The sequence below is a fragment of the Massilia niastensis DSM 21313 genome, from assembly GCF_000382345.1.
GTDB lineage: Bacteria > Pseudomonadota > Gammaproteobacteria > Burkholderiales > Burkholderiaceae_D > Telluria > Telluria niastensis.
This window is the reverse complement of record NZ_KB908103.1, coordinates 21,872-36,356: the sequence shown is the minus strand read 5'-3', so window position 1 is coordinate 36,356 and position 14,485 is coordinate 21,872. Positions and strand designations below refer to the sequence as shown.

The window sequence follows — 14,485 nt, the reverse complement described above, 5'->3', positions numbered from 1 at the left end:
TGACCTGAACGCTGGCGCGAACCTTGCATGAAACCGGTTACCTGAACTCGTCCGGGAGGTACCGATGTTTTTGCAAAACGATGTGCTCGAGTACGCAGGTCCGCCCCGCCGCGCCATCCGCATCCTGTGGATCGACCGCGCGCAGGCCCTGGCCTACACCTACGCCTTGCGCCAGGAAAGCGCCCTGCCCCAGGCGCAGCCCTTGCAGGCGCTGGTGAACGACGTGCAGGCGCACCGGGCGCGCCTGCTGCTGGTCGATCCCTATGCCGCGCCGCGCGTCACGCACCAGGTGCCGGCCAGCTACCTGGCGCTGCAGGCCAAGGCGCTCGATGCGGTGCAGGCCCTGCATGCCGGCCTGCCCGCGCTGTACCGGCAGCGCGAGCGCGCCGCCATGGTCGCCGCCTATGCCGCCTCGCACGGTATCGCCAGGTCCAGCGTGATGCGCTACCTGCGCCGCTACTGGGAACGCGGCCAGACGCCGCAGGCGCTGCTGCCCGACTACGGCAATTCGGGCGCCCCCGGCCGCACGCGCGCCGCCACCGCCGGCGTCAAGCGCGGCCGGCCGCGCAAGGACGCCCAGGCCGGCACCAATGCCGACGCCGAGATCCGCGCCATCTTCCGCGCGGCGGCGGCGCGCTACGCCGTCACCCACGACGGGTTCTCGCGCCGCGCCGCCTATCGCCAGATGCTGGAAGAGTTCTTCCGCGGCCGGGAGGCGGGCGCGGTGCCGAGTTTTGGCCAGTTCAGTTACTGGCTGGAACGCGATGGCGCATCCTCGGAACAGGCAATTGCTGCGGTGCACGATACAGCCTGAACATGCCAATCCGGTGCAATCCCATCGCCATCATGGTGCACTGCCGCAATTTACTGTAAGCACTGCTTTAAAGCATCAATAGCGCCGCTGCCGACAAGCAAGGTAGCGGCGCCAAAAACAATGTCCGGACAGGGAAAACAGACTCTGGCCCGACGATTCCCCAAAGTCTCCTTCCCTGCCTTCGCGCCCCCGGCAAGACGAAACATTATTTTATAAAGCCGGCTTACCCCAAGCTTACATATCAAAAAATACCGTCCATACTTTATTTTATTTGAGAATTCTTCTCATTTTCCGCACTTTGCTGGCACGGCTATTGCTGAAAGAGACCTCGACAGAGTAGGTCTTCCTTGCAATAACCGGAGAGGTGCGGATGAATCGTTCCAAACCGTCGCTGACGCGACGACAATTCCTGTATCGCGCAGCCGCCGTCGGCGGCTCCGCGCTCCTGTTGAACACCATGAATGCCTGGGGCATGGGCATCGCGTCCCGCGCCAGCGCTCCGCCCGCCCTGGGCGGCAGCGGCAAGGGCAAGAAGGTGGTGATCCTCGGCGCCGGCCTGGCCGGGCTGACCGCGGCCTACGAGCTGGGCAAGCTGGGCTACCAGTGCGAGGTGCTGGAAGCGCGCGGCTTCGCCGGCGGCCGCTGCCAGACGGCGCGCAAGGGCTTCCGCCTGCAGGAACTGGGCGGCGAGGAACAGGTCTGCCGCTACGACGAAGGCCATTACCTGAACCACGGCCCGTGGCGCATTCCGCTCGACCACCAGTCGACCCTGTACTACACGCGCCTGTTCAACGTGCCGCTCGAGGTCATGGTCAACGACAACGACCACGCCTATGTCTATCTCGAGGATGGCGGCCCGCTGTCGCGGCGGCGCCTGCGCGGCGCCGAGATCAAGGCCGACATGCGCGGCCATGTGGCCGAACTGCTGGCCAAGACCGTGCGCGGCCGCCAGCTCGACACCCAGCTCAGCGCCGACGACCAGGCCATGCTGCTCGACTACCTGGCGCACGAGGGCGCGCTCAGCACGTCCGACCTGAAGTACCGGGGCCGCAACGGCCGCGGCTATGCGGTGAATCCGGGCGCCGGCCTGAAGCCGGGCACGCCGTCCGATCCGCTGGCCTTCAACGAGCTGCTCGCCTCGAAGGTCGGCAAGGTCTACAGCGCGGTGCAGGAGTTCCCGATGCACGCGACCATGTTCCAGCCGGTCGGCGGCATGGACCAGATCCCGCGCGCCTTCGCCCGGCGCCTGGGCAAGGCCGTGCGCTACCACGCCGAGGTGCAGCGCATCCGCCAGGCGGGCGGCAAGGTCACGGTCGACTACAAGGACAGCGCCAGCGGCCGCCTTTCCAGCACCAGCGCCGACTACTGCCTGTGCACGCTGCCGCTGTCGGTGCTGCGCACCATCGACACCGACTTCTCGAACGCCTTCAAGGATGCGGTCAAGGCCGTCTCCTACGCCCCGGTCGGCAAGATCGGCCTGCAGATGGGACGCCGCTTCTGGGAAGAGGACGACAACATCTACGGCGGCCACGTGCTGACCGACATGAAGGGGATCAACGTGATCTCCCTCCCCTCGGGCAACTGGCAGCAGAAGAAGGGCGTGGTGCTCGGCTACTACCACTACGCGCTGGACGCGATCGAGGCCAGCGCCCTGAACCCCGCCGAGCGCGCGGAGTTCGCCCTGGCGGCCGGCCAGAAGATCTTCCCGGCCTACCGCTCGACCTACGAGAACGCGTTCTCGGTGGCCTGGCACCGCGTGCAATACAACCTGGGCGGCTGGGCCGAATGGAGCGAGGCCGCGCGCGAACGCGCCTACCCGCTCCTGCTCGAAGGCCAGGACCGCGTGCTGCTCGCCGGCGAGCACCTGAGCTACCTGACCGGATGGCAGGCCGGCGCCATTGAATCGGCCTGGCAGCAGATCGAACAACTCCACAAGAGGGCAAGCGCATGAAAGCAGCACATCCGATCCTGTTGCTGCTGGCCGCGATGGCCGGCCAGGCCGGCGCGCAGGAAGCGCCCACCGCCCGTCCCGACGGCAAGACGCTGTTCGCGAAGAACTGCGCGGCCTGCCACCAGGCCAACGGCCGCGGCATCCCGGGCGCCTTCCCGGCGCTGGCCGCCAGCAGCTTCGTGGCCGGCGCCCCGGCCGAGGTGGCGACCGTCCTGCTCAAGGGCCGCGGCGGCATGCCGGACTTCAGCAGCAGCCTGGACGACGCCGAGATCGCCGAGGTCCTGAGCTATGTGCGCGGCAACTGGGGCAACGGGGCCGGCGCGGTCTCCGCGCAGGAAATCGGCGCCCAGCGCGTGGCGCTGCAGGTCGCGCCGGCCAGCCGCAGCCGCGTCGGCAACAAGCATTGAATTCCTTTTTCCATCCACGAAAGACGACGACTCCATGAAGAACACCCTCGCGTACCGCATTGCCGCCCTGCTGCTCGTATTGCCCGCCGCCGCCGGCGCCCAGGACATCGTGCGCCACAAGATCCCGAATTCGGACTTTCCGATCGCCCTGGCGGTGTCCGTACCGCCCAGCGCCACCATCCACTTCATCAGCGGCCAGGTGCCGCCGGTGGTCAACAAGGGCGCCGACCCGAACTCGCTGGCCGCCTTCGGCGACACCAAAGCCCAGACCCTCGGCGTACTGGGCCGCATCAAGGAGATCCTGGCCGGCATGGGCCTGGGCATGGGCGACGTCGTGAAGATGCAGGTGTTCCTGGTCGGCGACCCCGCGAAGTCGGGCCGCGCCGACGTCGGCGGCTTCATGGAGGGCTACACCCAGTTCTTCGGCGGCCCGCAGCCGAACCTGCCGGCGCGCGCGGTGATGCAGGTCGCCGCGCTCAGCAACCCGGGCTGGCTGGTCGAGATCGAGGTGGTCGCCGCCAAAAAATAAGCAGCCCGCCGTCCCGCCGTCCGTATTCGCTTCGATTCGATGTCATTAGGGGGTAACACATGCACAAGGCCATCATCCATTCCGGCGTCGCCGCCGGCCTTCTCTCCTGCGGGCTGGGACTTGCACACGCCGACGACAGGGCGGCCGCGCCAGCCGACGAGGTCCCGGCCGGCGCCGCCGCAGCCTCGCCCGAGCCCGCGGCGCCAGGCACCACCACCACCGGCACCGTGATCGTGACCGGCACCCGCGCAGCCGGCCTGAAGGTCGAGAACAGCGCCTCGCCGGTGCAGGTGCTCGACGCCAGCTCGCTGGCCCGTACCGGCCAGCCGGACCTGATCCAGGCGCTGGCCCAGAACCTGCCCTCGCTGAACGCCCAGGCCTTCGGCGGCGACATGGCCAACATGACCCTGTCGGCGCGCCTGCGCGGCCTGAGCCCGAACAACACCCTGGTGCTGGTCAACGGCAAGCGCCGCCACGGCACCGCCAACCTGGCCGTGCTGGGCGGCCCCTACCAGGGCGGCGCCGCGGCCGACCTGAACTTCATCCCGGTGGCCGCGATCGACCACATCGAGGTGCTGCAGGACGGCGCCGCCGCGCAGTACGGCAGCGACGCCATCGCGGGGGTGGTCAACATCATCCTGAAGTCGAACTACCAGGGCGGCAGCGCCAACATCAACGGCGGCGGCTACATGGACGGCGGCGGCCATACCGGCGACGCCCAGGCGAACATCGGCCTGGCGCCGTTCGAGGACGCCTTCCTGAGCCTGACGCTCGAATCCAAGTACCACGGCTTCTCGAACCGCGGCGGGATCGATCCGCGCGTGATCGATCCCGCCACCGTGGCCGCCTTCCCGAGCCTGACCCAGGCGCCGGGCTATCCGTACCTGAACAAGATCGCGGGCGACGCCCAGTACCGCCAGCACATCTTCGCCATGAACTTCGGCGCGGAACTGGGCGCCGGCGTGTCGCTGTACAGCTTCGGCACCTACGGCAAGAAGGAAGCCCGGGCCTTCGAGAACTACCGCATGCCGGGCCGGCTGCCGGAGATCTATCCGTTCGGCTTCAGCCCGCAGGAGAGCATCGACGAGGAGGACTACGCGCTCACGGTCGGCCTCAAGGGCAAGGCCTTCGGCGACTGGAACTGGGACCTGTCCAGCACCTACGGCAAGGATGTCGCCGAGCTGAGCGTACTCAACTCGGCCAACATCTCGCTGTACCAGGATACCGGCGCCACCCCGCTCGACTTCCGCGCCGGCGAATTCCACGCCTCCCAGCTGACCAGCAACTTCGACCTGAGCCGCGAGTTCGAGATCGGCTGGGCCACGCCGATGACCTTCGCGATCGGCCTCGAGCACCGCCGCGACACCTACGAGATCGTGGCCGGCGAGCCCGCTTCGCGCTACAAGGAAGGCTCGCAGTCGTATCCGGGCTTCTCGCTGACCGACGCCGGCCGCCACAGCCGCAACAACAAGGCGGCCTACGTGAACATCGCGGGCCAGCCCCTGCCCGGCTGGACCATCGACATCGCCGGCCGCTACGAGCACTTCAGCGACTTCGGCAAGGCCAAGGTGGGCAAGCTGACCAACCGCTACGACTTCTCGCCGAGCTTCGCCGTGCGCGGCACCTACAGCAACGGCTTCCGCGCGCCGACCCTGGCCGAGTCCTACTATTCGGCCACCAACGTGTCGCCGCGCGCCGCCTTCGTGCAGCTGGCCCCGAACTCGCCCGGCGCGCGCCTGGTGGGCATCGACGGCCTGCGTCCGGAAGCCTCGACCAACGTCACCGCCGGCATCGTGCTGAACCCGGCGCCCAACCTGGCGATCACGCTGGACGCCTACCAGATCAGCATCCGCGACCGCATCGTCGGCAGCGGCGCGGTGTACGGTTCGGGCGGCGCGGTCAACTCGCCGGCGGTGACGGCGGCGATCCTCGCCAACGGCAACGTGCTCGATCCGACCGTGGTACAGACCGGCATCAACATCTTCACGAACGCCGTCAACACCCGCAGCCGCGGGCTGGAAGCGGTGGCCACCCTGAACAGCAGCTATGGTTCCTGGGGCCGGGTGGACTGGTCGGCGGCGGCCAACTACAACAAGGTCGAGGTGCGCAAGATCAACCAGGCGCCGAGCCAGCTGCAGCCGCAGACCCTGCTGGATGCGACCGCGATCTCGCACCTCGAGAGCGCCTCGCCGCGCGCACGCCTCAACCTGGGCGCGCTGTGGAAGATCGGCGCCTGGACGGTGAACCTGCGCGAGGCGATCTACGGCCGCACCTCGGAACTGAGCTCCAGCGACGGCGCGACCTACTATGAGACCGAGGTCAAGCCGACCGCGATCACCGACCTGGAAGTGAGCTACCAGTTCGGCAAGTCGTGGACCCTGTCGGTCGGCGCGAACAACCTGTTCAACGAGTATCCCGACCAGGTCAATGCGCAACTGCTGGCCGAGCAGCGCGCCAACCTCGACAACTCGGCGGTCGCGGTCTACCCCTCGATCTCGCCGTTCGGCATCAACGGCGGCTATTACTACGCACGCCTGGGAGTGAAGTTCTAGTCCTGGCGCGCGGGCACGGGGGGTAATTCCGCCCCGCAGTCCTTGCAGAACCTGGCGCCGGCCTCGTGGCCGGCGCTGCCGCATTCGGCGCACGACGCGCGCCCCGAGTGCGGACGCAGCGGATGGCGGCGGTCGGCGTGGCGCACCGTCATCTCGGCCGTCACGATCCCCGTCGGCACCGCCAGGATGCCCCAGCCGAGCAGCATCATGAACGAGGCGATGCCCTTGCCCAGGGTGGTCTGCGGCGTGATGTCGCCATAGCCGACCGTGGTCATCGTCACCGTGGCCCAGTACATCGCCATCGGGATGCTGGTGTAGCCGTTTTCCGGACCTTCGACCACGTACATCACCGTGCCCAGGATCAGGATCAGCATCAGCACCACCGACAGGAACACCATGATCTTGCGCCGGCTCGCCGCCAGCGCTTCGCCCAGGCGCGTGTACTCCTCGATGTAGAGGGTGAGCTTGAAGATGCGGAAGACGCGCAGCAGGCGCAGGATGCGGATGTCGAGCAGCATCTCGCTGCCCGGCACCAGCAGCGAAAAATAGGTGGGCAGCACCGACACCAGGTCGATCACGCCGAAGAAGCTGGCGGCATAGCGCAGCGGGCGCTGCACGCACGCCAGGCGCGCCAGGTATTCGAGGGTGAACAGGAGCGTGAAGCTCCACTCCAGCACCGCCATCGGCGTCGGGTGGCGTCCGCCGATCGAGGGCACGCTGTCGAGCACCACGACCAGGATGCTGAGCAGGATCGCGGCCACCAGCGCGATGTCGAAGCGCCGCCCGGCCGGCGTGTCGACCCCGAAGATGACATCGAACATGCGGGCGCGCCAGCCATCGGGCGGGCGCCCCAGCACCGCCGGCAAGCTCGATGGCGGAGGCGTCGGGGACGGCGGCTTCAAGCCGGCGGGCCTTTCAGTTCGACCGTGTTGTGCTCCGGGTCCTGCAGGTAGATCGAGGGCCCCTCGCCTTCGGCGCCGTAGCGCGATTCCGTCGGGCCGGCGGCCACGCCGTGCGCCGCCAGGTGGGTGCGGATCGCCGCCTCGTCGAAGGGCTCGAGGCGCAGGCAGAAGTGGTCGAGGTTGCGGCCCTCGGCGCCCGGCGCCGCGCCGCCCATCCGGCCCAGCTTGCCGTCCACCGGCACCAGGTCGATCATGGCGCTGCCGGCGCGCAGCTGGACCAGGCCGATCTCGTCGCGGCGCAGCTCGACCTGGCACCCCAGCACGCCCACATAGAAGGCGAGCATCGCGTCGAGGTCGACCACGCGCAGCACGAGGTGGTCGAGGCCGCGCACCCGGATCGCGGACCTGGCTTCAGGATGCATGGCGCTCCACCCAGGCCGCGAAGGCATCGACGAAGGTCTTCAGGAAGGCGCGGGTCGCGTCGTCGGCCAGGGCGCCGTCCTTGATCTTGCCGGCGATGCCGCCGACATAGGCTTCCGGGGCCGGCATGCAGGGCATGTCCAGGAAAGGCAGGGACTGGCGCAGGTGGTGGTTGGCGCCGAAGCCGCCCAGCGCCCCCGGCGACACGCTGATGACGGCGCAGGGCTTGCCCGACCACGCCGCCTTGCCGTAGGGGCGCGAACCGACGTCGATCGCATTCTTCAGGACACCCGGCACCGAGCGGTTGTATTCGGGCGTGCAGAACAGGACGGCGTCGGCCTGGCGGATGCGGTCGCGGAAAGCGATCCAGGCCGCCGGCGCATGCGCGCCCTCGTCGTCCTCGTTGTACATCGGCAAGTCGCGCAGCTCGACGATCTCCATCTGCAGGCCGGGCGGGGCCTGCTCGATCAGGCTGTGGGCCACCTTGCGGGTGAACGATTCCTTGCGCAGGCTGCCGACGATGACGGCGATGTTCCTGGTAGCCATGGTGCTCCTTTCCGGTCCGGACGGTTGTGGAGTTCCGATAGTAAGCATTTTCGCATCGCCGCGCAGCAATCGTGCTAGAGCCGCAGGCGCCGGTACTGTTCCAGAAACACCCTGGCCTGCGCCTTGGTGAGAATCCGCACCGGATCGCCATGCCAGGCATACAGGAAAGGTTCGCCTCCCTGGCGGTCGGTGATCTTGACCGAGAGCAGGAAACGGGTGCCGGCCGGATAGCGCGCCGGGTCGCTCAGGGCGCGCGCGCACTGCACCCGCATGCTGGTCGCGAAGGCCTGTCCCGCCATCGGCCGGATGCGCAGCGCGCCGCTGCGCGGATCCGGTGCCGATTCGACCGCGACCTCGCGGTAGGCCCAGGCGTCGCGCGCCATGTCAGCCCTTGGACGGCGCCAGCGCCGCCGCGCGCACGACCGGCTGTTCGCGGATCGGCAGGTTGATCAGGGCGGCGGCCAGGGCCAGCAGCATGTCGGCGTACCACATCCAGGTGTAGTCCCCCATGTGGACGAAGGACAGGCCGCCCAGCCAGGCGCCGAAGAAGCCGCCGATCTGGTGCGACAGCAGGGTCATGCCGAACAGGGTCGCCAGGTAGCGCATGCCGAACAGCTTGCCCACCAGGCCCGCGGTCGGCGGCACGGTGGCGAGCCAGGTGAAGCCGAGGGCGCCGGCGAACAGGTAGAAGGTCAGCGGGGTCTTGGGCGCCAGCAGGTAGATGCCGATGATCGCGACGCGGCTGGCGTAGATGACGGCGAGCAGGGACTTCATCCGGTAGCGGGTCGAGAGCGCGCCCACGGTGAGGCTGCCGGCGATGTTGAACAGGCCGATGATCGCGAGCGCGGTGGCCGACACGCCGGCCGACAGGTTGCACAGGGCGACCTCGCCCGGCAGGTGGGTCACCAGGAAGGCGATGTGGAAGCCGCAGGTGAAGAAGCCCAGGTGCAGGCACAGGTAGCTGCGGTCGCGCATGGCCTGGCGCAGCTGTTCGGTCAGGGTGATCGTGGGCGCGGGCGGCGCGCCGGGCGCCGGGGCGGTGGGCGTCGAGGTGACGCTTGGGGCCGGGGACAGCTTCTTGCCGCGCAGCGGCCAGGCCAGCGGGATCGTCAGCAGGGTCGTGGCGGCCATGGTCAGCATCGCCCACACCCAGCCGGCGCTGGCGATGATGGCCTGCATCAGGGGGGCGAACACGAACTGGCCGAAGGAACCGCCGGCATTGATGAAGCCCGCGGCGAACGGCCGGCGCGCGGCCGGCAGGCGCTGGGCGGTGGCGCCGATCAGGATCGAGAAGCTGCCGGCGCCGGCGCCGGCCGCCGACAGCAGGCCCATGCTCAGGAGCAGGCCCCATTCCGAGTCCATGAAGGGCGTCAGCGCGGTGCCCACGGCCAGCATCACGCCGCCCAGCACGATCACGCGCCCGGGGCCGTACTTGTCGGCCACCGCGCCGAAAATGGGTTGCGAGGCGCCCCACAGGAGCTGGGCCACCGCCATCGCGAAGCTGATGGTGGCCACGCCCAGGCCGGTCGAGGTGTTGATCGGCGACAGGAACAGGCCGGTCGTCAGGCGCGCACCCATCGTGATCATCAGGATCGCGCTGGCGGCCAGGATCAGCGCCCAGGCGGCGCGGGGTGTCATTTCGGGGTGTTGCTGCGTCATGGCGGTCTCCGGAAACGTGTAGGGTGGGCGGGTTTTCCCGCCCACGCGTTCCAGCTGCGCTCGCGGGCCGCGGTGCTTGCTCGTGGCGTGTTTTTGCCAAAAGCAAAAGCTGCGGCATGCAGACGGCGCCTCGACGCGTGGGCGGGAAGACCCGCCCACCCCAGGTGAATACCGCAATTATAGTGCAACTACACCTAATTGCTTGCTGAGCATTATTCCGGCGCCTTCACCAGCAATGCGACCGCTTCCGCCGCCATCCCCTCTTCGCGTCCCAGGAAGCCGAGCTTCTCGTTGGTCTTGGCCTTGATGTTGACTTGCTGGGGCGACACACCCACGTCTTCGGCGATGCGCGAGATCATCTGCGGGATATGCGGCGCCATCTTGGGCGCCTGGGCGATGATCGTGGCGTCGATGTTGCCGATCGTGTAACCGGTGTTGACCACGCGGTGCGCGACTTCGCGCAGCAGGGTGCGCGAATCGGCGCCCGCGAACATCGGGTCGGTGTCCGGGAAATGCTTGCCGATATCGCCCAGCGCGGCGGCGCCCAGCAGCGCGTCGATGATCGCGTGGATCAGGACGTCGGCGTCGGAGTGGCCCAGCAGGCCAAGGCGGTGCGGGATGGTCACGCCGCCGACGATGAGCTTGCGCCCCTCGACCAGCGCGTGGCAGTCATAGCCGGTTCCGATACGGAACGGCGGAGTCGGATTGTAGGATGCGAGTGCCATGTCGTCTCAGTAGTCTCAGTATGTTCAAGTGTGATCGGGTGGGGTCGCCGCCAGGTACATTCCGGCGATCAGGATGTCGGACGGCAGCGTGACTTTCAGGTTGCGAGGATGTCCTTCCACTAACTTGGGGGCCAGTCCCAGCGCTTCAACCGCACTGGCATCATCGGTAATCACGGAAGCGTCGGTGGCGGCGTCGAGCGCCTGGCATAGCAGGCGGTAGCGGAACATCTGCGGCGTCTGCGCCAGCCACAGGCCGTCGCGCGGCACCGTGGAGACGTCGTCCGCCACGCAGCGCTTGACGGTGTCGACCACCGGCAGGGCCAGCAGGCCGCCGACCGGATGCTCGCCGGTGTCCTGGATCAGGCGTTCGATCAGGCCGGCCGTCAGGCCCGGGCGCGCGGCGTCGTGCACCAGCACCCAGTCGTGGTCGGCCAGCACGCCGGCCAGCGCGCGCAGGCCGTTGCGCACCGATTCCATGCGGCTGGCGCCGCCGCAGCGCAGCACGGTCACGCCCTGCTCCGGCACGATGGCGTCGATGAAGGGGTCGTCGGCGCTGACCACGACATAGGTGTGCGCGATCAGCGCGCTGGACAGGAAGGCGTCGAGCGTATGCCGCAGCATCGGCTTGCCGCCGATGTCCAGGTACTGTTTTGGACTGCCCGCCGCCATGCGCGCGCCGACCCCGGCAGCGGGGATCAGGGCGACATGGCGCGGGATTGTTGGGTTCGTCATTAACTTGGTTTTTTTCTTGTGGATCTGACCAGAGACTGTACCTCACCTGCGCAAACCTTGCCGAGGCGGGCGTATTCCTGCGGCGAATCAATGGCCGCCTGCAAGGCTTCGACTTTGCCCATCTCCCCTTTAATATAAGGCATCCAGCCGCGGTCGACCTCGCGCTGGAGCAGGCTTTGCGCCTGGCCGATACGCGCATACAACGGCTTGTTCTCGAAGCGCTGGGCCAGCGCGGCGCGCACCCGGCTTTCCGCGGCCGGCAGGTACTCGAGGTAGGTGTGAAGATGCCGCAGTTCGTGGGCCAGCACTTCCTGGTAGGCGCAGGACCCCGGAGCAAATTCGCGCCCTACATAGACCACGATCGGCAGGTACCACAGGGTCACGTCGATGCGCGGCGCGATGCATTCGTAGCCGCTGCCGGGGTCGGTCAGCAGCTGTCCGCCGACCCGGATGCTGACCCGCGCCTCGGTGTGCGTCAGGCCCAGCACATAGGCGCCGGGACGCAGGCGCCCCTTCATCCGGGTCAGGTCGTGGTAGGAGCGGCTGTTGTCGATCCGGTAGCCGTCCTGGCGGCTGGACAGCACCGACACCGTGCGCCCGATCGTGTCCTCGCAGCGGGCCTGGAATTCGCTGCGCATCTGCGCCGCCGCGGGCGGCGCCAGGCTCGCCAGTGCCGCCAGCGTCGCCAGTGTCGCCAAGACAGGGGCTGCCGGCGCAGCCGCGGGCGCAGGCGCAGGCGGCGGCTTCATGGCCTAGGTCGGCGTCCAGCTGCCGGACAGGATTTTTTCCAGCCAGAAGGTGCCGATGATGGTCTTGACATCGGTGATCTCGCCGCGCCGCACCATCTCCAGCAGTTCGGGCACGGTGGCGCTGAAGGTCTCGAGGAATTCGCCCTCGTCCAGCCGCTGCTGGCCTTCGGTCAGGTCTTCGGCCAGGAACAGCTCGAGGTGTTCGTCCGAATAGGCGATCGCATTGTGGATCGTGCACACGAAGCGCCAGCTGGCGGCGGTGTAGCCGGTTTCCTCTTCGAGTTCGCGCTTGGCGCAATCGAGGTGGTCTTCGCCCGGATCGATCTTCCCGGCCGGGAATTCGATGAAGACCTGCCCGTTCGGATAGCGGAACTGGCGCTCCAGCAGCACCCGGCCGCTGGGCAGCAGCGGCAGGATCACGACCGCGCCGGGATGGCGGATGAATTCGCGGTGGCTGCTCGAACCGTCCGGCAGGCGCACGCGATCGCGCTCGACTTTCAGGAACGGGCCGTCATAGACCGTCTCGCCATCGACACGGGTTTCTTTCAATTCCAACACCATTGGGGCTCCAGCTTGGTTTGCGTTTCAGGAATGCCGTCCCAAAAAAATGGGCGGCCACGGCCGCCCACTCTCGGGACATCAAGGCAGGCGGTTCAAGCGCGCCGCTTGCGCAGGTAACGCATCACGAAACCCGGGAAAGCCAGCACGAGGAACAGGCAGCCGGTGACCGCGTAGAATTCCCAGCCCTGCGCGAACGCAGTGCCGATGCGGGATTCCAGCAGGCGGGCGACGAGGCCGACAAGGAAGTATAAGACAATTAACTCGAGCAGACGGACCGGGAAGCGCTTGACGCGCGCTTCCCCGCCGCTTGCCTTCCCCATCGCCACCACGCCGAACACGCGTTCGGTCACGAACGGCAGGTTGGCGGCCGCCAGTGCCAGGGCGACCACGAGCCAGGAAGCCAGAGAGATGTCCATGGCTTATTTCGCCAGCGTTGCCTGCATCGCGGTGTAGCACACCGCCAGCAGCCAGCCCGGCACCACGCCCAGCATCACGATCGCGACGCCGTTGAGCGACATCACCACGCGCATGTCGCCCGGGGTGTGGATCGCCGCGGTGTCGGCCGCTTCGTCGAACCAGATCGTCTTGACGATGCGCAGGTAGTAGTAGGCGCCGATCAGCGAGAACATCACCGCGACCACCGCCAGCCACACCATGCCCGCGTTGGCGACGGCCTGCAGCACGGCGTACTTGGCCATGAAGCCCACCATCGGCGGCACGCCGGCCAGCGAGAACATCAGGATCGTCATGACGATCGCGAACCACGGGCTGCGCTTGCCCAGGCCCTTGAAGTCCGAGATCAGTTCGGCTTCGTGGCCGGCGCGCGCCAGCATCATGATCAGGCCGAAGCTGCCGACCGTGGTCAGGACGTAGGTGATGCTGTAGTACATCGCTGCGCTGTAGGCTGCGGCGGCGTTCTCGCTGTTGCCGTCGACCACGCCCACCATCATGGCGAGCAGGACGAAGCCCATCTGCGCGATGGTCGAGTAAGCCAGCATGCGCTTGATGTTGGTCTGGGAGATCGCGACGATGTTACCGAAGGCCAGCGACAGCACGGCCAGGACCATCAGCATCTGCTGCCAGTCGAAGGCCATGGCCGGCAGCGCCTCGACCAGGATGCGCATCACCATGGCGAAGGTCGCCAGCTTCGGTGCGCCGCCCAGCAGCAGGGTCACGGCGGTCGGCGAACCCTGGTAGACGTCCGGCACCCACATGTGGAAGGGCACCGCGCCCAGCTTGAACGCGAGGCCGGCCACCACGAACACCAGGCCGAACACCAGGATGGTGCGGTTGGCGCCTTCGGCGGCGCTCATCTGGCCGATGGTGGTGATGTCGAGCGAACCGGTGGCGCCGTAGATCATCGAGATGCCGTACAGCAGGAAGCCCGAGGCCAGCGCGCCGAGGATGAAGTACTTCATCGCGGCCTCGGTCGAGGTGGCGTGGTCGCGGCGCAGCGCCACCAGGGCGTACAGCGACAGCGACATCAGTTCCAGGCCCAGGTACAGCGACAGCATGCTGTTACCCGAGATCATGATCATCTGGCCCAGCATCGAGAACAGCGCGAGCACGTAGAACTCGCCGCCCAGGTTACCCGACATCATGGCGCGGTCGCCCGCGTACTGGCGCGAATACACCAGGGTCATGGCGGTGGCCAGGTAGGTGAACAGCTTGAGCAGGTTCGACATCGGATCCGACACGTACATCCCGCTGAAGGTGTACACGGTGGAACCGGCGTTGAAGTCGACCAGCGAGAACGCCGCGCAGCCGCCGATCGCCAGCAGGGACAGCACGTAGGTCAGGTTGCGCTTGCCCTCTTTCAGGAACATGTCGATCAGCAGGATCGCGGAAGCCGCGATCAGCAGGAAGATTTCGGCATACACCGGCACCAGGTTGGTGTCGGCTGCCGTTAATAGTGTGGTGTTCATTTCGTTCATGGCA

General features: G+C 67.6%; 16 protein-coding genes. 5 read left to right on the top strand and 11 right to left on the bottom strand.

Annotated features, from left to right (window positions below):
- Positions 1-64 precede the first annotated feature (64 nt).
- The 5 genes from H162_RS0116805 (at position 65) to H162_RS0116785 (ending at position 6,253) form a co-directional block, all read left to right on the top strand.
- Positions 65-814 (top strand): hypothetical protein, encoded by a 750-nt coding sequence (locus H162_RS0116805; RefSeq protein WP_020654651.1) that lies wholly within the window; start codon positions 65-67, stop codon positions 812-814.
- Positions 815-1,184: 370 nt separating this feature from the next.
- On the top strand, positions 1,185-2,765 hold the full coding sequence (locus tag H162_RS0116800) for a flavin monoamine oxidase family protein (RefSeq protein ID WP_026354744.1): 1,581 nt from the start codon (positions 1,185-1,187) through the stop codon (positions 2,763-2,765).
- Entirely contained in the window at positions 2,762-3,172 is a 411-nt protein-coding gene (locus H162_RS0116795) for a c-type cytochrome (RefSeq protein WP_020654649.1), read from the top strand. The genes H162_RS0116800 and H162_RS0116795 overlap by 4 nt, the downstream gene beginning before the upstream one ends.
- Positions 3,173-3,206: 34 nt before the next feature.
- Complete coding sequence (locus tag H162_RS0116790; RefSeq protein WP_020654648.1) at positions 3,207-3,701, top strand: RidA family protein; 495 nt, start codon at positions 3,207-3,209, stop codon at positions 3,699-3,701.
- 59 nt (positions 3,702-3,760) lie between these two features.
- Positions 3,761-6,253 carry a TonB-dependent receptor plug domain-containing protein gene (locus tag H162_RS0116785; protein WP_020654647.1) on the top strand — a complete coding sequence of 831 codons (2,493 nt, stop codon included), beginning with the start codon at positions 3,761-3,763 and terminating at the stop codon, positions 6,251-6,253.
- Here H162_RS0116785 and H162_RS0116780 read toward each other — a convergent pair.
- From H162_RS0116780 to nuoN, 11 genes are all read right to left on the bottom strand, one after another.
- Positions 6,250-7,074, bottom strand: a complete 825-nt coding sequence (locus H162_RS0116780; RefSeq protein ID WP_156885662.1) for an ion transporter — start codon at positions 7,072-7,074, stop codon at positions 6,250-6,252. The genes H162_RS0116785 and H162_RS0116780 overlap by 4 nt on opposite strands.
- Before the next feature lie 77 nt (positions 7,075-7,151).
- Positions 7,152-7,577, bottom strand: coding sequence for a VOC family protein (locus H162_RS0116775; RefSeq protein ID WP_020654645.1), 426 nt, complete (start codon positions 7,575-7,577; stop codon positions 7,152-7,154).
- Positions 7,567-8,121, bottom strand: a complete 555-nt coding sequence (locus H162_RS0116770; protein WP_020654644.1) for an NADPH-dependent FMN reductase — start codon at positions 8,119-8,121, stop codon at positions 7,567-7,569. The genes H162_RS0116775 and H162_RS0116770 overlap by 11 nt, the downstream gene beginning before the upstream one ends.
- Positions 8,122-8,195: 74 nt before the next feature.
- Entirely contained in the window at positions 8,196-8,504 is a 309-nt protein-coding gene (locus H162_RS0116765) for a hypothetical protein (protein ID WP_020654643.1), read from the bottom strand.
- 1 nt (position 8,505) lies between these two features.
- The gene (locus H162_RS0116760; protein ID WP_020654642.1) at positions 8,506-9,780 is read right to left on the bottom strand and encodes an MFS transporter; all 1,275 of its coding nucleotides are present in this window, start codon (positions 9,778-9,780) and stop codon (positions 8,506-8,508) included.
- Between the two features lie 212 nt (positions 9,781-9,992).
- Positions 9,993-10,505 carry a 2-C-methyl-D-erythritol 2,4-cyclodiphosphate synthase gene (gene ispF / locus H162_RS0116755; protein ID WP_020654641.1) on the bottom strand — a complete coding sequence of 171 codons (513 nt, stop codon included), beginning with the start codon at positions 10,503-10,505 and terminating at the stop codon, positions 9,993-9,995.
- 24 nt (positions 10,506-10,529) lie between these two features.
- Positions 10,530-11,237: a 2-C-methyl-D-erythritol 4-phosphate cytidylyltransferase gene (ispD, locus tag H162_RS0116750; protein WP_020654640.1), complete on the bottom strand. Its 708-nt coding sequence runs from the start codon at positions 11,235-11,237 to the stop codon at positions 10,530-10,532.
- Positions 11,237-11,935, bottom strand: a complete 699-nt coding sequence (locus tag H162_RS0116745) for a hypothetical protein (protein WP_020654639.1) — start codon at positions 11,933-11,935, stop codon at positions 11,237-11,239. Before H162_RS0116745 ends, ispD begins: the two co-directional genes overlap by 1 nt.
- A 54-nt stretch (positions 11,936-11,989) precedes the next feature.
- Positions 11,990-12,547, bottom strand: coding sequence for an NUDIX domain-containing protein (locus H162_RS0116740; protein ID WP_020654638.1), 558 nt, complete (start codon positions 12,545-12,547; stop codon positions 11,990-11,992).
- Between the two features lie 92 nt (positions 12,548-12,639).
- Positions 12,640-12,963, bottom strand: coding sequence for a DUF2818 family protein (locus H162_RS0116735; protein ID WP_020654637.1), 324 nt, complete (start codon positions 12,961-12,963; stop codon positions 12,640-12,642).
- 3 nt (positions 12,964-12,966) lie between these two features.
- On the bottom strand, positions 12,967-14,481 hold the full coding sequence (gene nuoN, locus H162_RS0116730; RefSeq protein ID WP_156885659.1) for an NADH-quinone oxidoreductase subunit NuoN: 1,515 nt from the start codon (positions 14,479-14,481) through the stop codon (positions 12,967-12,969).
- Between the last annotated feature and the right edge of the window lie 4 nt (positions 14,482-14,485).